18 protein-coding genes, 1 tRNA gene, 1 rRNA gene and 2 pseudogenes are annotated in these 21,542 nt (G+C 56.5%); 11 read left to right on the top strand and 11 right to left on the bottom strand.

All coding sequences use genetic code 11. The annotated features are described in order from the left end of the window. The 3 genes and pseudogenes from rrf to glf form a co-directional block, all read left to right on the top strand. A 5S ribosomal RNA gene (gene rrf, locus QZ571_RS00860) occupies positions 1 to 83 on the top strand; the annotation flags it as partial. A 182-nt stretch (positions 84 to 265) separates the two neighbouring features. Next, positions 266 to 810: pseudogene (locus QZ571_RS00855) on the top strand (integrase core domain-containing protein); the annotation flags it as partial. A gap of 190 nt (positions 811 to 1,000) precedes the next feature. After that, complete coding sequence (gene glf / locus QZ571_RS00850; protein ID WP_295530226.1) at positions 1,001 to 2,137, top strand: UDP-galactopyranose mutase; 1,137 nt, start codon at positions 1,001 to 1,003, stop codon at positions 2,135 to 2,137. Between the two features lie 71 nt (positions 2,138 to 2,208). On the opposite strand, the gene QZ571_RS00845 is transcribed toward glf, so the two are convergent. Further along, the gene (locus QZ571_RS00845; RefSeq protein WP_295530223.1) at positions 2,209 to 3,186 is read right to left on the bottom strand and encodes a GDP-L-fucose synthase; all 978 of its coding nucleotides are present in this window, start codon (positions 3,184 to 3,186) and stop codon (positions 2,209 to 2,211) included. A 76-nt stretch (positions 3,187 to 3,262) separates the two neighbouring features. Further along, positions 3,263 to 4,381, bottom strand: a complete 1,119-nt coding sequence (gmd, locus tag QZ571_RS00840) for a GDP-mannose 4,6-dehydratase (RefSeq protein ID WP_295530219.1) — start codon at positions 4,379 to 4,381, stop codon at positions 3,263 to 3,265. Positions 4,382 to 4,739: 358 nt separating this feature from the next. Between gmd and QZ571_RS00835 the strand changes: the two genes are divergently transcribed. The 4 genes from QZ571_RS00835 (at position 4,740) to QZ571_RS00820 (ending at position 10,631) form a co-directional block, all read left to right on the top strand. Then, positions 4,740 to 6,161: a mannose-1-phosphate guanylyltransferase/mannose-6-phosphate isomerase gene (locus tag QZ571_RS00835; RefSeq protein WP_295530216.1), complete on the top strand. Its 1,422-nt coding sequence runs from the start codon at positions 4,740 to 4,742 to the stop codon at positions 6,159 to 6,161. A 47-nt stretch (positions 6,162 to 6,208) separates the two neighbouring features. After that, positions 6,209 to 7,603: a phosphomannomutase gene (locus QZ571_RS00830; RefSeq protein ID WP_295530213.1), complete on the top strand. Its 1,395-nt coding sequence runs from the start codon at positions 6,209 to 6,211 to the stop codon at positions 7,601 to 7,603. A 167-nt stretch (positions 7,604 to 7,770) separates the two neighbouring features. Next, entirely contained in the window at positions 7,771 to 8,766 is a 996-nt protein-coding gene (locus QZ571_RS00825; RefSeq protein ID WP_295530209.1) for a hypothetical protein, read from the top strand. Continuing rightward, a complete protein-coding gene (locus tag QZ571_RS00820) occupies positions 8,766 to 10,631 on the top strand; it encodes a hypothetical protein (protein WP_295530206.1) in 1,866 nt (621 codons plus the stop codon). Before QZ571_RS00825 ends, QZ571_RS00820 begins: the two co-directional genes overlap by 1 nt. A 70-nt stretch (positions 10,632 to 10,701) precedes the next feature. On the opposite strand, the gene QZ571_RS00815 is transcribed toward QZ571_RS00820, so the two are convergent. The 5 genes and pseudogenes from QZ571_RS00815 to QZ571_RS00795 all read right to left on the bottom strand — a co-directional run bounded on the left by QZ571_RS00815 (position 10,702) and on the right by QZ571_RS00795 (position 14,736). Then, complete coding sequence (locus QZ571_RS00815) at positions 10,702 to 11,019, bottom strand: hypothetical protein (protein ID WP_295530203.1); 318 nt, start codon at positions 11,017 to 11,019, stop codon at positions 10,702 to 10,704. Next, positions 11,016 to 11,330, bottom strand: a complete 315-nt coding sequence (locus tag QZ571_RS00810; protein ID WP_295530200.1) for a hypothetical protein — start codon at positions 11,328 to 11,330, stop codon at positions 11,016 to 11,018. The genes QZ571_RS00815 and QZ571_RS00810 overlap by 4 nt, the downstream gene beginning before the upstream one ends. A gap of 11 nt (positions 11,331 to 11,341) precedes the next feature. After that, positions 11,342 to 12,502 (bottom strand): DUF2793 domain-containing protein, encoded by a 1,161-nt coding sequence (locus QZ571_RS00805; protein ID WP_295530197.1) that lies wholly within the window; start codon positions 12,500 to 12,502, stop codon positions 11,342 to 11,344. A gap of 174 nt (positions 12,503 to 12,676) precedes the next feature. Next, complete coding sequence (locus QZ571_RS00800; RefSeq protein ID WP_295530194.1) at positions 12,677 to 13,996, bottom strand: UDP-glucose/GDP-mannose dehydrogenase family protein; 1,320 nt, start codon at positions 13,994 to 13,996, stop codon at positions 12,677 to 12,679. 460 nt (positions 13,997 to 14,456) lie between these two features. Next, a pseudogene (locus tag QZ571_RS00795) lies at positions 14,457 to 14,736 on the bottom strand (hypothetical protein). A 161-nt stretch (positions 14,737 to 14,897) separates the two neighbouring features. On the opposite strand from QZ571_RS00795, the gene QZ571_RS00790 reads away from it, so the two are divergent. Next, the gene (locus tag QZ571_RS00790; protein WP_295530191.1) at positions 14,898 to 15,314 is read left to right on the top strand and encodes a transposase; all 417 of its coding nucleotides are present in this window, start codon (positions 14,898 to 14,900) and stop codon (positions 15,312 to 15,314) included. Between the two features lie 71 nt (positions 15,315 to 15,385). Here the strand turns inward: QZ571_RS00790 and QZ571_RS00785 are convergent, their stop codons facing one another. After that, entirely contained in the window at positions 15,386 to 16,606 is a 1,221-nt protein-coding gene (locus QZ571_RS00785) for a hypothetical protein (protein WP_295530188.1), read from the bottom strand. Next, positions 16,591 to 16,920 (bottom strand): hypothetical protein, encoded by a 330-nt coding sequence (locus QZ571_RS00780; RefSeq protein ID WP_295530185.1) that lies wholly within the window; start codon positions 16,918 to 16,920, stop codon positions 16,591 to 16,593. Before QZ571_RS00780 ends, QZ571_RS00785 begins: the two co-directional genes overlap by 16 nt. 136 nt (positions 16,921 to 17,056) lie before the next feature. On the opposite strand from QZ571_RS00780, the gene QZ571_RS00775 reads away from it, so the two are divergent. Continuing rightward, positions 17,057 to 18,079, top strand: a complete 1,023-nt coding sequence (locus QZ571_RS00775; protein WP_295530182.1) for a glycosyltransferase family 2 protein — start codon at positions 17,057 to 17,059, stop codon at positions 18,077 to 18,079. Further along, positions 18,076 to 18,774, top strand: a complete 699-nt coding sequence (locus QZ571_RS00770) for a class I SAM-dependent methyltransferase (protein WP_295530178.1) — start codon at positions 18,076 to 18,078, stop codon at positions 18,772 to 18,774. The genes QZ571_RS00775 and QZ571_RS00770 overlap by 4 nt, the downstream gene beginning before the upstream one ends. Here QZ571_RS00770 and QZ571_RS00765 read toward each other — a convergent pair. Beyond that, entirely contained in the window at positions 18,762 to 19,070 is a 309-nt protein-coding gene (locus QZ571_RS00765) for a lipid-A-disaccharide synthase N-terminal domain-containing protein (RefSeq protein WP_295530175.1), read from the bottom strand. The two genes, QZ571_RS00770 and QZ571_RS00765, sit on opposite strands and share 13 nt — an antisense overlap. A 582-nt stretch (positions 19,071 to 19,652) precedes the next feature. Further along, positions 19,653 to 19,728: transfer RNA gene (locus QZ571_RS00760), tRNA-Thr, on the bottom strand. 529 nt (positions 19,729 to 20,257) lie between these two features. On the opposite strand from QZ571_RS00760, the gene QZ571_RS00755 reads away from it, so the two are divergent. Beyond that, entirely contained in the window at positions 20,258 to 21,403 is a 1,146-nt protein-coding gene (locus QZ571_RS00755; RefSeq protein WP_295530172.1) for a N(5)-(carboxyethyl)ornithine synthase, read from the top strand. Positions 21,404 to 21,542 lie beyond the last annotated feature (139 nt).

The raw sequence follows: 21,542 nt of genomic DNA, 5'->3' as shown, positions 1-21,542 counted from the left end.
TCCCATCCCGAACTCGGCCGTTAAGTGCCGTCGCGCCAATGGTACTGCGTCTTAAGACGTGGGAGAGTAGGTCACCGCCAAACCTAGTAAGAAGCGATCAAAATCATCTCTATAAACAATCCAAAAATAATACAAAAACGGCGCCCAATAAGGGCGCCGATTTTGGTTGTTCGAGCGATAAACTTACGCAAAACAAAGTAGCCGGTGCCACGGGATTTTTTCTCCGTTTGCAATTAGAGGTCTTCCGAGCTTGAGGATGGACCAAGATCAGTTCGCCAATGGCCAGCGTTTCCGGGTGCTCAACGTGGTTGATGATGCCGCCCGGAAGTGCCTCTCTGCGCCCCCTGACATCTCGATCTCAGGACACCGAGTGGCGCGTGAACTGACGGCCCTGATCGAACGCCGGGCAAACTCAATGATTGTCAGCGGCATCGCAACGGAATTGCCCTCGAACGACTTTCTGAGGTGGTGCTTCGAGCGCCGGATCGAATGGCCCTACATCGCGCCGGGCACGCCAATGCCAAACGGATTCGTGGAAAGTTTCAACTGGCGCATGCGCGATGAACGGCTCAATGAAACCGTGTTCAACAACTTGGGACTTGCCAATTTCGGGGTCGCGGCTTGGGCTTCTGACGACAACACCGAACACCCGAATTCGGCGTTGGTCTACCAGCCCCCGGATGACCATGCCCGAACCATCACAATCGCCCGCCTCGTCTCGCGAGAGATGAAAGCCCTGCGCGGCGAGCGATTGCTCAACCTACGCCAAATGGCGCAAACACCAACACGGCTCCGATCGCGACTGGATGAAAGTTCAGTGGCAGGTCTCCGCTACGGCATCTTTCTACAACCTTATGGCGATTGAGCGCGGTTATGACTCGCGTCAACGTGTGCTCAAAGATATAGTGCTTTGAGGGCTTGGCTATGGGCGCTCTTATCGGTTTGTCTTTTCAGCATCGGTTGGAACACGTTTTTCAAGCCAATTTATAAGGAGCTGGGCGTGAATATATTGCTTGTTGGGGCTGGTCTTTCCGGTGCCGTGATTGGTCGCAAACTGGCCGAAGCTGGTCACAGCATTACCATCCTCGACATTCGCGCGCATGTTGCCGGCAATTGCCATACCGAGCGTGACGCGCAGACCGGGGTTATGGTGCATATCTATGGCCCGCATATTTTCCACACCGACGACGCCGAGGTCTGGGATTACGTCAACTCCTTTGAAACTTTTATGCCCTACAAAAACCGCGTGAAGACGACTTCTGGCGGGCAGGTGTATTCGCTGCCAATCAACCTGCACACGATCAACCAGTTCTACAATCGCACGATGCGCCCGGATGAGGCGCGCGCCTTCATCGAAACGCAGGCCGATACCAGCATTGCCGAGCCGCAGAACTTTGAAGAGCAGGCGATGCGTTTCGTCGGCGGCGATCTGTATGAGGCGTTTTTCAAAGGCTACACGATCAAGCAATGGGGTGTGTCGCCGACCGAACTGCCCGCCGCGATCCTCAAACGTCTGCCGGTGCGCTTCAACTATGACGACAACTATTTCTTCCATCGTTTCCAGGGCATGCCCGAGAATGGCTATACCGAGATGGTGGCGCGCATCCTCGATCATCCGGGTATTAGGGTGCATCTGAACACCCGGTTTACCCGCGATATGACGGGCAACTATGACCACGTCTTCTATTCCGGCCCGCTCGATGGCTATTTCGATTATGAGCTGGGTCGGCTTGGCTATCGCACGCTTGATTTCGAACGCTTCACCTATGAGGGCGATTATCAGGGTTGCGCGGTGATGAATTACGGCGAAGAGGCCGTGCCTTTCACCCGGATCACCGAGCACAAGCATTTCTCTCCTTGGGAAAGCCATGAGGGGTCGGTCTGCTACCGCGAGTTTTCGCGCGCCTGCGAACCCGAGGATATCCCCTACTACCCGATCCGTCAGGTGAAGGAAAAAGCCCTGCTGGCCGAATATGTCGCGCTCGCCGAGAAAACGTCGGGCGTCACCTTCGTTGGGCGCTTGGGCACCTACCGATATCTCGACATGGACGTGACGATCCGCGAAGCGCTCGATACCGCTGAGGCCTTCTTGGCCAAGGGAACCGACTTGCCTGCTTTCGCGACCTCGCCTTTGTAAGATACCAAACCGCTTAAAAGACGCTCATCGGTAAAAATCGGTGAGCGTCCTTTATGATCTCTGCGGTCGATTTACTTCGTGCGCAGATTTGGTCTCTCTTGAGCCAAGAACCATTTGTAAGTCTCGCGGATGCCCTCTTGCAGGCCGATTTTGGCCGTCCAGCCAAGACGGGCGAGCCGCGAGACATCCATAAGTTTGCGCGGGGTGCCATCGGGTTTTGTGGCGTCAAAGCTGATCTTGCCAGTAAAGCCGGTCACATTGGCGACGGTTTCGGCCAGTTCACGGATCGTGACATCGCTGCCTGAACCGACGTTGATATGGCTCAGCATCTCTTGCGTTTCGCGCAGATAGATCGCGCGATCAAGGCCCAGCACGAACAGCGACGCTTCGGCCATATCATCGACATGCAGGAATTCCCGCATCGGCTTGCCTGACCCCCAAACGACAACCTCGGACGTTCCATCGCGCGCAGCATTGTGAAACCGTTGAATCAGAGCCGGCAGAACATGGCTGTTTTCTGGGTGAAAATTGTCACCCGGCCCATAAAGATTGGTTGGCATGACCGAGCGGTAATCGGTGCCATATTGCCGATTATAGCTTTCGCAAATCTTGATTCCGGCGATTTTCGCGATCGCATAGGGCTCGTTGGTGGGCTCCAATGTGCCCGTCAGCAACGCATCTTCTGCCATCGGTTGGGTGGCCAATTTGGGATAAATGCAAGATGAGCCCAATTGCAGCAAACGCTGCACCCCTGCGGCATAGGCCTGATGGATCACATTGCATTCGATCATTAGGTTTTCGTAGATGAACTGCGCAGGATAGCTGTTATTGGCGACGATCCCGCCGACCTTTGCTGCGGCGAGGATAACTTGATCGGGCGTCTCGCTTTGCATGAAATCATGCACCGCCGCCTGATTGGTCAGATCCAACTCAGATGAGGTTCGCGTGATCAGATCAAGGTCTTCGCCAGCCGCTTTGCGCGCCTCGAGTTGGCGCAAAATGGCGCCTCCCACCATGCCACGATGGCCAGCGATATAGATTTTGGTCATGGCTCTGCCTTCCAATATCTTGAGTTGGGATATGCGCCTATTCGTCCTGAAACGGGGCGGGGCTGCCCCGCGTCGATCATTCCAGACTGACCGGCAGCTCCAGCCCATGCGCCTTGAGCAAAGCGTAGCGCCGCGCGGTTTTGAAATCTTCGGCCACCATCTCGGCGCACATCTCTTGCGCGGTGATCTCTGGCTCCCAGCCGAGTTTCTGTTTCGCCTTGGCGGGATTTCCCAGCAGCGTCTCTACTTCGGCGGGCCGGAAATAACGCGGGTCGATCCGAATGATCACATCCCCCACCTTCAACGCCGAGGCCTTGTCGCCCTCAATATGGGAAACGGTTGCGATCTCATCCACGCCAGTGCCCGAAAATTCCAGCGTGAGGCCCAATTCTGCCGCGCTCCACTGAATGAATTCGCGCACCGAATATTGCTTGCCCGTCGCGATGACAAAATCTTCCGGCTCATCTTGCTGCAGCATCATCCACTGCATGCGCACATAGTCTTTGGCATGGCCCCAGTCGCGCAGGCTGTCGATATTGCCCATGTACAGACAGGGTTCGAGCCCTTGCGCGATATTGGACAAGCCGCGTGTGATCTTGCGCGTCACAAAGGTCTCGCCTCGGCGCGGCGACTCGTGGTTGAACAAAATCCCGTTGCAAGCATACATCCCGTAAGCTTCGCGATAGTTTACCGCGATCCAAAAGGCATACATCTTGGCAACCGCGTAGGGCGAGCGCGGGTGAAACGGCGTGGTTTCGGTCTGTGGGATTTCGCGCACCAAACCGTAGAGTTCCGAGGTCGAGGCCTGGTAGAAACGGGTTTTCTGCTCCAAACCCAGAAACCGGATCGCTTCAAGCATACGCAGCGTGCCAAGCGCGTCGACATCGGCGGTGTATTCCGGCGCTTCAAAACTGACCGCGACATGGGACTGGGCGCCAAGGTTATACACCTCGTCGGGCTCTACTTCTCGCAAGATGCGTGTTAGATTTGAGGTGTCGCTGAGGTCGCCGTAATGCAGCTTCAGGCTTGTGTGACGCGAATGCGGATCTTCGTAGATGTGGTCAATGCGTTGCGTATTGAACAGCGAAGCGCGGCGTTTGATGCCATGCACCTCATAGCCCTTTTCCAATAGCAGTTCGGCGAGATACGAGCCGTCTTGCCCCGTGACGCCCGTAATCAGTGCTTTTTTTACCATTTACCAATCCCTCGTCTGTTTTGCGTCGCGTCTGCGGAGTGAGGTCCGCAAGCCTTGGTGATCTCCTGCGGTTCGAATGTTCGCTTTGGAGAAAGACATAACTGCCCTCACCCTATCAGAAATTTACGCATTTTTATCTGAGAAGAGTCTGCACACGGCTGAAATGCGGGCGTATTTTAGCTTCTAGCCCGTATTCTGGGCCCTCTGGACGTAAAAACCGGGCTGTATGCGCCCAATCCCATCATCAAACTGTCTACCTATGGCCCCCCGCACAGATTGGCGCAGCGGAATAAAACTTGAAATCCCTGGCAATCTGATAAGATATCAAAGGCGGCAGACCTAACAGAAAGGCCGACCATTGATCACTCCTGTCATTTTATGCGGTGGATCTGGCACGCGTCTTTGGCCATTGTCGCGCAAATCATATCCCAAACAATTCGTTCCCCTCGTTGGCGAGAATACGCTTTTTCAAGCGTCGGCCTTGCGGCTTTGCGATGACAATTTTGCGCCGCCCTTGGTGCTGACGAATTCGGATTTCCGCTTTATCGTCGCTGAGCAATTGACAGAGATTGGCGTTGATCCCGGGGCGATCCTGATTGAGCCAGAGGGGCGCAACACGGCACCTGCCATTCTCGCGGCAGCGCTTTGGCTGGAGAAAGGCGACCCCGAGGGTTTGATGCTTGTCGCGCCCTCCGATCACGTTGTTCCCGATACCAAGGCGTTTCGCGCGGCCACCCTTGCCGGGGCAGAGGCAGCGCGCGCCGGGCAGTTGGTGACCTTCGGGATCAAACCAACCCATGCCGAAACCGGCTATGGGTATCTTGAACTGGCTGAGGATCCGCGGGATTTTGCGGCGCAACCTTTGGCTCTGCGCCGCTTTGTCGAGAAACCAAATGCAGAGCGCGCCCAAGAGATGGTGGCAGCGGGAAAATATCTTTGGAACGCCGGGATTTTCCTGTTCTCGGTCAAGACGATCTTGGCCGCGTTTCGCGCCCATGCGCCCGAATTGATCGCGCCCGTGCAGGCAGCCGTCGATCAAGGCGCGCCGGATTTGGGGTTTTTGCGCTTGGCGCCAGACCCTTGGGCCAAAGCTGCGGATATTTCGATTGATTACGCGGTGATGGAAAAGGCCGATAACCTGTCGGTCGTGCCCTTTGCCGCTGGCTGGAGTGACCTTGGAGGATGGGACGCGGTCTGGCGTGAAAGCCATCCAGATGCGCGCGGCGTCGTCACCTCCGAGCACGCGACCGCTTTGGATTGCGACGATACCTTGTTGCGCTCAGAGGATGCGGGGATGGAAGTGGTCGGAATCGGCCTGAAAAATATCATTGCGATCGCGATGCCGGATGCCGTGCTTATCGCAGACAGCACGCGCGCGCAGGATGTTAAGCTGGCGGTCGCGGCGCTGAAGGAAAAGCATGCCCATCAAGCCACGAATTTCCCAAAAGACCATCGCCCTTGGGGTTGGTTTGAAAGTCTCGTGATTGGCAATCGTTTTCAGGTCAAACGGATCGTGGTTAAGCCCGGCGGCGCGCTGTCGTTGCAGTCTCATCACCACCGCTCTGAACATTGGATCGTGGTCGAAGGGACTGCCAAGGTGACGACAGATGACGTCGTGCGGCTCGTGAGCGAGAACCAGTCGGTCTATATTCCTCTTGGTGCCGTTCATCGCATGGAAAACCCAGGCAAAGTGCCAATGGTCCTGATCGAAGTGCAAACCGGGTCCTATTTGGGCGAGGATGACATCATTCGCTACGAAGACGTTTACGCGCGCAACTGAGGCTTGCCGAGCAGACGTGGCTCACACGCAGCCGAGTGGAGGAACTCATGGCGCCCAAATTCGGAACCAGCGGCCTGCGTGGTCTTGTTGTCGAACTGACGCCCACACTTGTCGGGGATTATACCCGCGCATTTCTTGCGGCTTGTCCAACGGGTGGCGCGGTGCATTTGGGGCGCGATCTGCGCCCATCCTCGCCCGCCATCGCCCAAGCGGTGCGCACGGCCCTGCGTGACGATGGCATGAGCGTCATTGATTGCGGGGCTTTGCCGACCCCGGCGCTGGCGCTTTCGGCGATGGCACAAGATCACGCCGCAATCATGGTGACGGGCAGCCATATTCCTGCCGATCGCAACGGGCTAAAGTTCTATGTGCCCACGGGCGAGATTTCCAAGGAAGATGAGCGCGCGATCAACGCTCATCTCGGGCGCAATCCCGCAAATGTGAGCGCGGGTTTCCAACGCGAGGACGCGACGGCGGCAACGGACTATCTGGCGCGCTACGTCTCTGCCTATGGCCCCGAGGCGCTGCGGGGGATGCGTATTGGGATCTATCAGCACAGCTCAGTTGCGCGCGACCTGATGGTTGCAGCGATTGAGGGGTTGGGCGGCACCGCGATTCCTCTGGGGCGTTCCGACACTTTTATTCCCGTCGATACCGAAGCGCTTGATACGCAAACCCGCACGATGCTGTCGGGGTGGTGTCGCGAACACGGGCTTGATGCGATCATCTCGACCGATGGCGATGCGGATCGCCCGATGGTGGCCGATGCGACGGGCCGCATCGTTGTGGGGGATGTGCTTGGTGCGCTGACGGCCCGCAGCCTTAGCGCGCAGGTGATCTGCACGCCGGTCTCCTCGAACAGTATGATCTTCGAGATGCCTGAATTCGAAGCGATCCATCTTACTAAGATCGGCTCGCCCTTTGTCATCGAGGCGATGGAGCAAGTGCGGGCCCAGACCCCGAACGCCCGTGTGGTCGGATACGAGGCCAATGGCGGTTTCCTGCTGGGGTTTGAAGCCGCAGGCCCCGCCGGGACGCTCGCCCCCCTGATGACGCGCGATTGCCTGCTGCCCATACTCGCACCGCTTGTGACGGCGCGCGCGGCCGGGCAGCCTTTGGCAGATATTGTCGCAGCCCTTCCCCCACGCTTCACCGCTGCAGACCGCATCGCCGGGATTGCCAGCGCGACCGCGCAAACTTTCCTTGTCCAACTCGCGCAAGACACGTCCGCACGCCAAGCCTTTTTCGCCGAGGAAGCCGCCCAGACCGACTTGGATTTGACGGACGGTCTGCGCGTGCGCTTTGAGGGGGGGAGCGTCGTGCATCTGCGTCCGTCAGGAAATGCCCCCGAATTTCGCTGCTACGCCGAAGCTGATCGGTCTGAGACCGCGCAGACGCTTGTTTCGCGCTATCTTGGAAAGGTGAGAGAACTGCTTGGCTAGCCAAGCGCGCAAGGTTTTCTGATTTGGCAAGATGCCGCCCATAGCCCGCGCCCATCACGCGGATTTGATCTAAGAATTGAAGTTATGCCGAAAAGCTGTCACATCCAAAGCGACCACTTCCGACATTTCGGCTCCCCATTATGACTCTTCAAAAGTAAGAAAGACCTATGCGTAGAAAGCTTTTTCTCCATATTGGAAGCCACCGCACCGCAACGACGTCAATCCAACAATTCATGCATGAAAATTTGGACCGTCTCGAGGCTCACGGCATTTTGTACCCTCTGCGCGTCGCGCGACATCAGCGCCTAATTAACAAGATTTTTGCGGGTAAATTGAAGTCTGATGAAGTCGCTGCAGACCTTTCGCGGGTCGCGGATGAGCGAAAAGACCCGATCAAATCCATTGTCCTGAGCGATGAGGATATCAGCATTCGCGATGATCTGAGCGCGCTTGAAGGCTTCAAAGACCATTGCGACGTCAAGATTTTGTTTTCGATGCGCAGGCAAGATCTGTGGCTTGAAAGCTGGTATTTCCAGAATATCAAATGGCAGTGGAATAAGGCGCTAAGCCACTGCAGCTTTGATGAATTTATGGCCCAGCGCGAGGCGTTTCACTGGATTCATTACGACCGCTATGTCCGCATGCTAGAGAACATGTTTGGTGCCGAAAACATCCTGTTGAGTGTCTTTGAGAAAGATCAGATGCCCGGTGGCCCGGTCGTGAACTTCTGCCGTCAAATCGGGCTTACTGACCTTCAGGGATTCAGTGATCCTCCGCATGTGAACTCGTCCATGTCCGCAGAAATGGTCGAGTTTGTGCGCCATATGCCGCTGGATCAATTTGAGCCACCTGAGCGCGATCTTCTGCGTCGGGCGTTCGAAGCTGTGGATCGAACCCATCTGGGCAATAGCGGGAAACAAAGCGAGCTGTTGATGACACCCCGGCAGCGGCGCAAGCTTTTGAGCGAATACGAGGTGGGAAATCAAGCCGTGGCAAAGCGCTACTTCAATCGCGACGCGCTTTTCCTGGATCCGCCGCCCAAGTCCGACAGACCGCTCGCAAAGCTTCAAATTCCCTCAGATAGTGCGACCCTGATCAATCGGATCGTTGCGCCACTGCTGGTTCAGTTGGTTGAAAGTGGCACCATCAAAGGCAAAGACTGATGTCAGAACAGGCGACCAATCTGCAAAGTCTGATCTGGCCCGAGCTCGGGCTTTGCACCGAACGTGATCTTTATATGCGGCTTTCCGATGCCGCGGCATACTCGCAAAAGACGCAAGAAATCCGCTTCCTCAAGGGCGGCCATGCCAGTTTTGACACCTATTACAACCTGTTCAATATTGGAAAGTGGCATAAGAATTGCGCCCTTGCTTCGGTATTGCTGGCGCTGGATGGCACTGGAACTTTTGAACTGGTGGTGTCTCTGGCTTTGCCCGAACGCTCCGTTGAACGGCTCTACAATGAGATCATCTCGCTAAAAGATGGCACGTCCTTCCGACTGCCCCTCGAGCCACTGATGAGCTTTGACACCCGCGGCGTTTTATACTTCGAGTTGCGGGCATTGGCCGATGATTGCACCTTGCGCAATGCGCATTGGCAAACAAACGATGCTCCGACATGCACGCCTCAATTGATGCTCTCGATCACCACGTTCAAGCGTGAGGCTGCAGTTGCAAGAACCGTGCAGCGGTTTGAATCCTTCATCGCGACATCGCCGCTGCAAGACAATCTTCACCTCACCATTGTCGATAACGGGCAAAGCGCCTCAATCGAACGCTCGGACCATGTGAGCCTGATAGAGAATGAAAATCTTGGGGGCTCGGGTGGGTTCGCGCGTGGGCTGATCGAGGCGCAAAGGCGCGGAGCATCCCATTGCTTGTTTATGGATGATGATGCGGCTGTCCACATGGCTGCGATTGAGCGCACATGGATGTTTCTCGCCTACGCGAAAGATCCGAAAACCGCCGTCGCCGGCGCCGTTTCAAATGCGCAATACCATTGGAAACTCTGGGAGAATGGCGCGCTGTTTAACAAGATCTGTCAGCCGCAGCATATTGATCTTGATCTGCGTGAAATCGCGCAGGTTCTTGAGCTGGAATTCGATAGCACCGCCCGGCAGCCGCATAATTTCTACGGCGGGTGGTGGTATTTCGCGTTCCCGGTCGCCGAAGTGAAACACATGCCCTTCCCGTTCTTCGTGCGCGGAGATGACGTCAGCTTCAGCCTCGCGCATGATTTCAACATCGTCACTTTGCCCGGTGTCATGTCGTATCAGGACGAAGATTTCACGGTGAAAGAGTCTCCTCTCACCGTCTATCTCGATCTGCGCAGCCATCTGGCGCATCACTTCGCGCTGCCAGAGATGGAAATCGGACGCAAAGGGATTTTTAAACTGATGCTGCGCTTCTATTTCCGCAGCTTGCTGCCCCACCATTATGAGACGCTTGAAGCGATCGGCTTGGCGCTGCAAGATACCTTGGCGGGACCCAGTTTTTTTGCCGAAAATGCAGATATGAGCGTGCGACGGCAGCAGATTGGCGCGCTGACGGATCAAGAGCGTTGGCGACCCGAAGAGACTGAGGCGCAACATCGCTTGCCGCCGTGGTCTTGGATTTCGCCGCATCGTTGGGTGCCGCGCAGTCTTATGAAATTCATTTTAAACGGTCACCTCCTGCCTGGCTTTGGCCGGATTGGGAACCGTATCGTTTTGGCTGCGGTTAAGCGCGGCCAGATTCGCCCGATCTGGGGGGCCGCACAAATCACCTATATTTCGAGTGATGGAAAACGTAGCTACACCGTCCACCATTCCATGCGCCGGGCGCTGAAAGTCAGCCTGCCGATTTGGCGCGCGATGTGGATGATTTGGCAAAACCACGACTCCCTGTGCAAAACGTGGCGCAGCGGATATGACAACCTGACCCAGCTCGATTTCTGGCAAGCCAAGCTCAAGCTTGATGCCGCGGCGCTACCTCTCAATGCAGGTGATGCTCCAAAAGGAGCCGTGCAACCCGGCCCCGCCGAAGGATGAGCGGGGGGCGTCGTCCCCGTGCACAAGTCTATCCATCCGCACGCAGACGCGCCTGATTTCGTGCGCGTGACTAGAATTTGGCCACGAGCGCTGCAAGCCCATCGGGACTTTCGGGCCAGATCGGCTCCCCCCCCTCGGCAATCGCTGTTCGGGCCGAGGTCAGCATCGTTGAAATCCATAGCTGCGCGCTGCGAAATAGGTCCATTTCTTCGCTGCTCAACAGCCCCACGATTGCCGCGCTTTGCAGATTGGTCATTGTGTTGCCATCCAGAATCTCGGTGATGCGCGTCGCACATTCACCCTTGATCGCGCTAGCTCTTAGGGCCTTGGCTTCTGTCGCCTTTGCGTCTGCCGTAATCAGCTTGCTCATATCAAATTCGATGCTCATTCGCTGATCTCCTCAAGTGCGTAAGCTGGCAACATAATCGGACCGTCTTCGGTGACGGTAATCGGCTGCGGAAACCGCGTCTCCTCGGGGGCGTCCGGGCCACATGGCAGGCGCAAGGTCAGGCTTAGTTCGCCATTGATGCGCGTAACGGGGCCTACGACCCAATCCGACATCACGGCATCTGCTGGCAGCGTCGCCCCCTCGGGGATTGCGGAAAGGTCCAGCGTCTCGCCATTGAGGGTCAGCATATCGCCAGCGACAGACAGCTCTAGTAGCGTATCAAGGCGAACGGGGGAGAGGTTAATTTTCATGGCGTTACTCCTTAGAACCAGCGACCGATCCACAGTTTATTCCCGTCGATTTTCGTGATCGTCCCGACAAACACAGCAGGCGCAGTCGTGAGGGCGGTGTTATCTTTCCAGCACATCTGCGTCCCATCGGCGAAACGCACATAGGTGCCATTCGCATTTGACCCGCGTTCGATCAGGGCCCCTTTCGGGACGCCGCCTGATTGCGACACAGTGCCGAGAATTGAGAGATTGCTGTAGATTTCCACCCAAGCTGTCCAGGCACTCCCACGCCACTCTCGCACCCATGATTTCCCCAAAAAGGGGCGGGATACCTCTTCTATGAAAAAGGACGAGTTGAAGCGCGTGACTTTCACATACAGGCTCACTGCGAGCGGTGGTGTTCCTGTCCCCGAGGTGGACCAAGTATAAAGCCCGCTTGCGATATCTGTCGCATCCAGATCACTCAGGACAGGGGCAGTCTCTGTCTCACCAAGCCCGAAGGCTCCGACCGTCATCAGCCGCCCGAGCGTCTTATCGACAGCGCTGCTCTGCACCGCAGCCCCGCTGAGTTGGCCGCTCTGCGTGTCGACCCGCAGGGCCTCGGTCCAAGTGCTCCCGTCATCCGAAACCTTGATAAGAAAATCATTGTCTCCCGTGAGCCCCATCTCGGCATGGCCCGTGAAATCGCTTTGATACAAAAGTGATGCCGTATCGGTTTCGCTCGCCTTGTTGAGCTTTAGCTGATGGCCCGCCCCGGCATGCGTAAACAGCGAGGCTTCGGACGCAACCGCAAGCCGGTTGGTCGCATCCCAATCGGTGCCAATTCCCAACCCATCCAGGCTTTGCAGTGTCGTGGCGATTTCTTGCCACGCCCCATCGACAAAGATGCATTGCATGGCAGTGCTCAGATCCCAAGCCTGCCAGCCTTCCTGCGGCGCGATGAAGAGCCATTCAAAGCCGGTCCACTGCGCCAGCATCCCGCCTTTGCCCGCCCAATCGCCTTGTGGAATCGGCGCCAAAGCGTGGATTTGTCCAGCCTGAGGCACGGCGGGCGGAATCGTTGCCCCTCGCCCTTCAAGCACCAGCTGCGTCAAGACATCGAGCCGCTGAAGCGCCTCATTATAGGTGACATGTTTCTGCGCCTGACTGGGCAGCATGAAAGGCAGATCGAGCCGTACGGAACTGTCCGACATGAGAGAGGGCCTCTTGCACTGTTATCAATTCAGCACGTTATGAGGCAGCTTCCTCTATAAATTCTGGTTCCGCCGCCCGAGGCGGTAATATGTCATTAACCAAAGTGCACGCGGTTCAGGCGCAAGCGCCTCCCAAAATCAGCCCAAAAATCCGACGTCAAAAATCGCGAAAGATCACGCCCCCATACCGGGGCGCCCGATCGAGCTATAGGCCTCAAATCCAGCATTTTTGGCATCTTCTACGCTATAGACATTGCGCAAATCCGCCATGCGCGGCGACTTCATCACCCCGGCCATGCGGGTAAGATCAAGCGCACGAAACTCGTTCCATTCCGTCAAGATCACGACAAGATCACAGTTCGCGCTCGCGGCATAAGGGTCATCAAGCCATTCGACGCCGGGCAAAAGATGTTCACCCTCGTGACGCCCCTGCGGGTCCACGACACGTACTTTGGCCCCACCACCCAGTAGCGCAGGCACAACCGTCAAACTCGGCGCGTCCCGCATGTCATCGGTATTTGGCTTAAACGTCACCCCCATGATCGCGATGGTCTTGCCGTTGAACGATCCATCACACAAATCCAGCAGCTTATCGACCATCCGGCGCTTCACTTGCTCATTGATGTTGATCACCGCTTCCGTGATCAGCATCGGGGACGCATTTTCTTGGCCAATTCGGGCCAAAGCCTTGGTATCTTTCGGAAAACAAGACCCTCCATAGCCCGGCCCGGCATGTAAGAATTTCTTGCCGATTCGGTTATCGAGCCCCATCCCCCTTGCGACTTGCTTCACATCAGCGCCCACTTTTTCACAAAGCGCTGCGATCTCGTTGATGAAGGTGATTTTCGTCGCAAGAAACGCGTTAGCGGCATATTTGATCATCTCGGCCGATTCCAAATCGGTCACCACGATCGGGAATTCGCGCAGATACAGCGGGCGGTAGATTTCCGCCATGACCTTGGCCGCGCGCTCTGTCTCAACCCCGACAACGACGCGATCCGGCTTCATGAAATCGTCAATCGCCGCCCCCTCGCGCAGAAACTCGGGGTTCGAAGCGACATCAAAATCCAAATCCGGCGCGGTTGCCGCCATGACATCGCGAACCTTGCGATTCGTGCCGACCGGCACGGTCGATTTCGTCACCACCACGATGTAGTCCTTGGCCACCTGCGCCACTTCCTGCGCGGCTGCCATCACGTAGGTCAAATCCGCATGACCGTCGCCCCGACGAGTCGGCGTGCCAACCGCGATGAAAACCGCCTCGGCCCCTTCCATCGCTTCGTTCAGATCCAGCGTGAAACGCAAGCGACCCGCTTCGACATTGCGGATCATCAGCCGGTCAAGGCCGGGCTCAAAGATCGGCACTTTGCCATTCCTGAGCATGTCAATCTTGCGGGCATCCTTGTCGACGCAAACCACGTCATGTCCGAAATCCGAAAAACAAACACCCGAGACGAGCCCGACATAACCGGTTCCAATTACTACAATCCGCATACCAATCCCTCGTCTATCTATCTGGCGAAACGCTGTGCGCGTTTTCCGAACCGAACGCATTTTTTTATAAACGCATCCCGCGCGATGTCCATTTTTCCACATCGAAGGCATGATGCTGAAACCGGACTGTGGCCGCGTGAAGACAGTCAGTTTTGCTAACTAGACACGGGGGAATTTCCGCCACGAGATCGCGTCACGACGCAATCTCGCAGGCCCCATCCCGCCACATAGGAACAATTCTTCGAAACACCGCTTGCGGGCGAACTCTATCAGATTAGGTTTTTGAAAGAGTGGTGCCGCTGAAGGAAAGCTCTTTTTTGGGCATTCTTATTTTCGTTGCCTCGGAGAAATCACCACCTGACAGATGCTTGGCTCCACTTTCGGTCTCTCGATCGGCTGAGGAACCTGGGTGGCTTTGTCAGGTTGTTATGTTGCGACGAGATCAGGCTCAGCGTCCCGTTTAGGCAGCTATTTCAGCTGCATAGTTATTCCATAGGCTGAATGCGCCAGCCCGAGTGTGGCGATAGGATGGTGCGGAAAGGCGGTGACGTTTTGGGCGAAAGATAGTGGCGGTCTGGTCATGACGGATAGAAAACGCTGCGCTTGGCGTGGGGATCTGAAACGATCCATGCCCTTTTCTCCCCGTGGAAGACGATCACGCCCCGTTCGGCCAACAAATTGTCGACATCGCGCAGGCTCAGGGCAAACCGATGGTACGCCCAGACGGCATAGGGGATGATGGGCTAAGGGAAACGGAAGGCCTTCAAGCGAGGCTGTGAAACTTTGCTGATCATCAGAGATCGCTATGCGGACAGCCGGGGGCATCCATAACAGGATAAAGCGGCTCACTGCACAGATCGGAGCTCGACAGAAACAGGGTGTTTCTACGGATGTTGAAGCTATGAATAACAACCTGAAAGATGTGCTCGATACTCAGATTGATGACATCGAACATCGCATCGAAAATGTCATCGCGCGGGTGGAGATTTTTGTCGCAAGGGCAGGACTTCTCAGACCAATCCCAGGGATTGGCCCAGTCTCTGCGGCAATGTTAATCGCCGAGATGCCCGAACTCGGCCGGATGACAGCAGGCGAAGCCGCGGCGGTGACGGGCCTGGCACCGGTTCCTCTCGACAGTGGAGCGATGAGAGGTCGAAGAGCTATTGCGGGCGGGCGTCGGTCTCTAGGGCATGTGCTGTTTCAGGCTGCGCTCGCCGCCGCCTATCATGCCCCGGTCCTGAAGCTGGTCGCAAAACGTCTCAAGAGTGGGAAAAACCACACAAACTCGTCATCATTGCAGTCGCACGCAGACTGGTGACCATCACCAACGCAATCATCAAAATCAGCATCCCTTGGCGGCAGCAGTTCGCTGATCAGACGCAGTTGCTATCAGTCATTCCGCTCGTAAAGCGCAAAGCGCGCTTGTTTGGCTACGAGATGATAGTTTTGTGCCAAGAACTCCGTAAGCGCGGGATATTCGGCCAGCATTTCATCCGAACTCTTCGGGTTCTGAGTGACCCACGGCGTAGCATCTCTCGATTGGAGCACGAATTGTGTAGGCGGGTTTGCGCGCAACCGATTGAGCAGATCTTGCGTATAGCGACCGTCGTAATAGTTCACCATGAACGGCCAAGAATACGGGTAGCGATAGCGTGGCGGTTCATCGGCCAGGAAATAGAGCATCGTGCTATATCCCCATAAAAATAGAGTGTCGCCGGGCTTGCGATGCGCTTTGACGACATCTGCGAACGCGACAATCGCCGCAAGGTCGAAATCCGATGACGATGGCGTGGCCGCGATAAAGACTTTGGCCGGATCTGGTTGCCCAAATGCGATCAGCCCGTACTTGTCGAGCTTCGCGGCATGGCTTGGCAAATACAGCGCGATCAGAGCCAGCATGACAAAGGCGCGGCTATGTGCGGGTTTGCGCAGTAGGCCCGCAATTGCCTCGATGGCGATCCCAAACAACAGCGCATAGGCTGGTAACATCGGCAAGAAGTGATAGCTGGCTCCCTTGCCCTGTACATGCCCGGACACCCAACCCGCAAGAACCCACAGCAGCGCCACTACCAGACTCAGCGACCGCCGCGTGGCCGCCCATTCAAGCGCGGCTGCAATTAGTCCGACGGCCACAGTCGCAATCAGGTAGGGCGATGACATGCCAATCAGCAGAAATTCATATAGAAGGCCGGGTTTGTTCTTTGGGACGTAGCCGACGTAGCCGACGATGAAAGACTGGATCTCAAGGAATGGATCAAGCGCGCCAAAGGCCACCATGACGGCGACGATCAGGGCCAAAACCGCAAGCCCTCCCAGAACGCAGGCGAGCAGATCCCGCAGCAAAAAACGGGTGTGCGTTTGTCCGATCAGCCCGGCAATCAGGGGCGCAACGATCAAAACCCCAGCGCCACCGATGGTGTACTTGAGCCCAAAAGCCAACCCCAGCGCCACCCCAGACCCGATCATAAGCCACAGACGCACGCGGCCTTTGGAGCGTCGCCACCCCAGCAACATCATCCACAGCGCCGCCACCACGAGAAACGCGGCCCAGCCATCGGTCTGGGCATGCGCCCAAAATCCGTAGCTGTAATAAATCAGCGCAAACCCCACAGGGCCGCGAAACCGAACGCCAGGCCGCGCCGCAACAGCCGCCCGATCTCGACCAAGCCAAGCGCGGTCAGCGTCGCGAAAATCAGGTCCAGTTCGCGGATCGCCATCATCGAATGGCCAAACAGCACCTGTGACAGCCAATGCACCGCCGTCGTCAATGGTGGCTTGATGTTGAACACATCGCGATAGGTGACCAAGCCATTGTCGAGCGCATAGGCGATTGTTGCATGAATGCCCTGATCGCGGCCAAATGGCTCCAGCAAAGAATAGGCGCCGATCAACGGCACGATTATGAGCGCGAAAACCCGCGCCATCCACCAGCTTCTCTGGGGGGCTGCATCTTCACTCGACGTCCTTTTGGCCTTTCTTCCGTCTTAATTCTGACCGGTTTCGCAAAGAGATTACGCAGTGAGGTAGACACAAACCAGCTTGAACTCGAACGGTGAGTAAATGAATTTTGACCTGCGACTTGTAGCTGATGAGGGACAAAAACCAACGGTATCGACCGCGACGAGCGTGTCGGTCGTAGTGCCTTTTCTGGATGAATGCGCCACGCTTGAGACGCTGTTCTCGCGTGTGTGTGATGTGATGGGTACTACCGGACGCGCTTGGGAGATGATCTTTGTCGACGATGGCAGTCGTGACGGGGGTGATGTGATCGCAAGCGAATTAGCGCGCGCCAATCGCAATGTGACGCTGATCCGGTTTACCCGCAATTTTGGCAAGGCCTCGGCGCTGTCGGCGGGGATCGCGCAGGCCCGTGGCGATATCGTCGTGACGATGGATGCCGATCTGCAAGACGATCCGGCCGAAATTCCGCGCTTTCTCGAAAAGCTGTCGGAGGGTCACGACGTGGTGTCAGGTTGGAAGCAGACGCGCAACGATCCGATCGGCAAGACGCTGCCATCGCGCATCTTCAACCGGATGACCGCGAGAATGTTTGACATCGACTTGCATGATATAAATTGCGGCTTCAAAGCATACACCCGCCGCGCCGCCAAGCGGCTAAACCTGTATGGCGAGCTGCACCGGTTTACGCCGGCTCTACTGCATGCCGTGGGCTATCGCTGCACCGAGATCACCGTGCAGCACCACGCTCGCGAACATGGCCAGTCGAAATATGGCATGATGCGCATGGTCAAAGGGCTGCTTGATCTGGGCACGGTGAAATTGCTGACCCGTTACCAGTCGCGGCCGCTGCATTTCTTCGCGATGATCGGCCTGCCGCTGTTTTTGCTGGGAACCAGCTTTATCGCGTATCTTTCGGTGCTGTGGTTGCTGGGCATGGGGCCGATCGGCACGCGGCCTTTGCTGTTCATCGGCATCTTGCTGACCGTGACGGGCACCCAGATTCTGGGCGTTGGTCTGGTGGCCGAATTGCTGCAAGCCTCGGGTCTTAAAGAGAGCGACAAATACGTCATCGATGAAACTGTAGCGCAAAATCAACCGCATCTTTCGGAGGGCTCGCTGTGAAACAAGCCATTCGTTCTGCTTACGTCTCCGTCCTGCGCGGTGCGCGCCAAGTGCTTGGTTCGATCGGTTTTCTTGGCTGGCTCGAACGCCGCGAGGGGCGTGGGGCGCGTTGGTTCCGCTCGCTTTTTGCGATTTATGATATCGACGATCTGGTGCGTCTCGACACGCCCTGGTGGACCTTTAATGCCATCGACACGGTCGATCAGTATCTGGCAGGAAAGCCCGGTGCGCGGGTGTTTGAATGGGGATCGGGTGCAAGCACCGTTTGGCTGGCCAAGCGCGCGGGCGAGGTGATCTCGATCGAGCATGACGGCGATTGGGCCGATGTAGTGGCCCCCCGGATCGCAGGGTTCGGCCATGTGACGCTGACCCGTGTGGACGCACAAGCGAAGGGGCATATCAGCTCAGGTAAGTTCGGTTTCGAAGGACAGTTTTTCGACGACTATGTCGCCGCAATCCGCAATGTGCCGGGCCAGTTTGACCTGATCGTAATTGATGGTCGCGCTCGCGAAGCGTGTCTTGACGAGGCGCTGGCGCGTCTGGCCCCGGGTGGACGGATCTTGTTCGATGACTTCAAGCGCGCGCGGTATCGTGCGGCGGTCTCGGGTCGTGGTCTGAGCGTTCAAACGCTTGATGGTCTGGCGGCCTGCTTGCCACTGCCTGACAGCACAGCCCTTGTGTCTTATCCCGCCTGATCGGTCTGCACGCGGCGTGCGCGTTTTCGGATCAGGTAGATGTTGTACAGCATCAACAGCAGTGTTGCGACCATCACGAGGGTGATCGAAAGCGACTTGGTTCTGATCCCCTCAACGGTCAGCAGTGCTGACGCGGTGGCACGCATCGCAAAAAAGCTTTGCGTGACGACCGGGGTTCCTGCCTGACGGGACTGCCAAGCCTGCCACATCCATGATCCAAAAAAGATGACACCGCCGATCAGGCCCACGGCCTCTTTGGCGAGGTGATTTTGCAGCATGTGCAAAAGCTCGTTCATGCCCCCGGCGCTCCGTCTTGTCCGCCGCTTGCCGCGGTAGCTCTTTTGAGGCAGGACTCTGGTGCAAGCGCGCGCGCGGATCAATGATAAATCCAACCGCGTCTTTGTGATGAGATCGCTCGGTGTATCTGCGCGGCAACCAAATGTCTAAGTATCTCAAGCCGCAATAGTCATACTGGCAACACAAAGTGTGAACGGGTGCAATTTTGCCTTCGTAACGGGGAAATCGGCGTCCACAAGTGTCCCCTACAAGGATTTGGGGAATGCTCCAGAAAGGCGTTGTTGCTCTAATCCCATAGAGGATGAAGTTTCCCCTCACCCTTCCGGCTTCATGCAACGGCCTCGATGTCGGCGGTGCCGAGTGCGTTGAACCGGTTAAGGCTTTGTTACTAAATTTCGGGTGAAGCCTTCGGTGCCCGCTTACGCTCCGGGCTGCGAATCGAATGTCTAGGTGAGCTGTAACGGTTTGGGCGCCAAGGATGCTTGGAAAACGTTATTTTCACCAGTTGTGGGACAAATCGTGCACCCAGACACAAAAAAACCTGAAGAAACCAATTTTTCTGGGTTTCTGTGCTTTGACTTTGGTGCCGCTGAAGGGACTCGAACCCCCGACCCCATCATTACGAATGACGTGCTCTACCATCTGAGCTACAGCGGCTTACGGGGCCGATTTGGCCCTGCTATTTTTAGTCTCATGCCTCGAACCCGTTAGCTTTGAAGCGCTTTTCAGCGCAAACCCGCGAGCGAAGAACGAGGCGCACGTCCAGCTATGCCACTGGGTTCATGCGACGCGTTCTTTAAACTGTCAGATTAAATCGTGCAAGTGGGCAATCGCGATCGAAATGCGGGTTCGCCCTCTCGGTGGCGTTCCGCGGGATGCCACAGGCACGCACGGGTGGATCGTGTTCCAAGGTCTCGCATGCATGGCGCAATCTGCACCCGTCTCGCGGCACTGATGGCTTTGAGATGAATCTCAACAAACCCTAGTGAATCCTTGCCCAATCAGGTAGTGTCCACATCCTACAGCCAATGTTCCAAGTCGAATGTATCGCTCTACGTCTGTTTTGACGCTGAGCCAGATTTGGTCCGATGCGCTGCCCACTGATAGCTTCCTGCGTCAGTGGCTCAATTCGACATCGCAAAACCGACAATGAATTCAGGGGCAAGCCCCCGGAAGTGGACTCTATGTGAACCAGTTAACCTTTGGCGTCATCGCCACATCGCGCAAACAAGATGAGCGCCGCGTGCCCATTCATCCCGACCACCTGTCGCGCCTGAGCGAGGCTTATCGCAAGAAGCTTGTCTTCGAAGAAGGCTATGGCGCGTCTTTTGGTGTGTCAGATTCTGACCTCGCGGCGCTATCGGGCGGCGTCGCCCCACGCAGCACGCTTTTGGCAGAGCTTGGCAATGTGATTATCGCCAAGCCGACATTGAGCGATCTTTCAGAACTTCGCGAAGGCGGCATACTCTGGGGCTACCCGCATTGCGCCCAACAACGCGCGATCACCCAGATGGCCATCGATCGTAAGCTGACCCTCGTGGCTTTTGAGGATATGTTCGTCTGGGGCCCCTCCGGACAAGTCGGGCGGCACACGTTTTACAAGAACAACGAAATGGCAGGCTATTGCGCCATTTTGCACGCGCTCAGCCTAAAGGGCATTGATGGTCACTACGGCAATCAGCGCAAATGCATCATCTTCAGCTTTGGGGCGGTCAGCCGAGGCGCGATCTACGCGCTCAAGGCGCACGGTTTCAGAGACATCACAATCTGCATTCAACGCCCCGATCACGAAGTGCGCGAAGAGGTGCTGGATTGTCACTACGTCCGCCTCAGAGAGGGCAATGCCGATGAAGCGCGCATGATCATCGTCGAACATGACGGTAGTGAGCAGCCCTTGACCGAGCTGATTTCGCAATCAGACATCATCGTCAACGGCACTTTTCAAGAGCCAGATCACCCGCTGGATTTCATAACCGAAGCCGAGAAATCCTGCCTCAAACCCCACAGCCTGATCGTGGATGTAAGCTGCGATGAGGGGATGGGGTTCTATTTCGCCAAACCGACGACCTTCAAGAGCCCGATGTTCCGGGTCGAAACCTCTGACTATTATGCCGTCGATCATACCCCCAACTACCTGTGGGAAAGTGCGTCACGCTCGATCTCGGCAGCGCTCGTCGTGCACTTGCCAACAATGGTTGACGGGCGCGCCGCTTGGCAGAAAAACGAGACCATTCGACGGGCGGTGAATGTCGATTCCGGCACCGTCGTTAAGCCAACGATCCTGTCGTTTCAAAAACGCGATTTAACCTATCCACATGCCGCTGTTGCCTGAGAGGGCGCTTTGTCGACCATAGGGCCAACGCCTATCGATCTTGTTGGAGTGCCCCTGGCTTGGATGGCGGGGCCAGTGTGGCGCTGGGGGCATTGGCCGAAGATTCGTGTTTGCCGCGCCGCCCCGCAAACGCCGTCAT

Origin of the sequence: uncultured Thioclava sp. (assembly GCF_913064665.1) — a bacterium.
Classification (GTDB): domain Bacteria; phylum Pseudomonadota; class Alphaproteobacteria; order Rhodobacterales; family Rhodobacteraceae; genus Thioclava; species Thioclava arctica.
Note: the sequence above shows the minus strand (reverse complement) of the source record. Positions and strands in the feature narration are given on the sequence as shown.

Coding starts and splice junctions, on each gene's coding strand:
- QZ571_RS00845 (WP_295530223.1), bottom strand. CDS start 3,186: ATGACCAAAATCTATATCGCTGGCCATCGTGGCATGGTGGGAGGCGCC.
- gmd (WP_295530219.1), bottom strand. CDS start 4,381: ATGGTAAAAAAAGCACTGATTACGGGCGTCACGGGGCAAGACGGCTCG.
- QZ571_RS00830 (WP_295530213.1), top strand. CDS start 6,209: ATGGCGCCCAAATTCGGAACCAGCGGCCTGCGTGGTCTTGTTGTCGAA.
- QZ571_RS00825 (WP_295530209.1), top strand. CDS start 7,771: ATGCGTAGAAAGCTTTTTCTCCATATTGGAAGCCACCGCACCGCAACG.
- QZ571_RS00820 (WP_295530206.1), top strand. CDS start 8,766: ATGTCAGAACAGGCGACCAATCTGCAAAGTCTGATCTGGCCCGAGCTC.
- QZ571_RS00815 (WP_295530203.1), bottom strand. CDS start 11,019: ATGAGCATCGAATTTGATATGAGCAAGCTGATTACGGCAGACGCAAAG.
- QZ571_RS00810 (WP_295530200.1), bottom strand. CDS start 11,330: ATGAAAATTAACCTCTCCCCCGTTCGCCTTGATACGCTACTAGAGCTG.
- QZ571_RS00805 (WP_295530197.1), bottom strand. CDS start 12,502: ATGTCGGACAGTTCCGTACGGCTCGATCTGCCTTTCATGCTGCCCAGT.
- QZ571_RS00800 (WP_295530194.1), bottom strand. CDS start 13,996: ATGCGGATTGTAGTAATTGGAACCGGTTATGTCGGGCTCGTCTCGGGT.
- QZ571_RS00790 (WP_295530191.1), top strand. CDS start 14,898: ATGAATAACAACCTGAAAGATGTGCTCGATACTCAGATTGATGACATC.
- QZ571_RS00780 (WP_295530185.1), bottom strand. CDS start 16,920: ATGGCGCGGGTTTTCGCGCTCATAATCGTGCCGTTGATCGGCGCCTAT.
- QZ571_RS00775 (WP_295530182.1), top strand. CDS start 17,057: ATGAATTTTGACCTGCGACTTGTAGCTGATGAGGGACAAAAACCAACG.
- QZ571_RS00765 (WP_295530175.1), bottom strand. CDS start 19,070: ATGAACGAGCTTTTGCACATGCTGCAAAATCACCTCGCCAAAGAGGCC.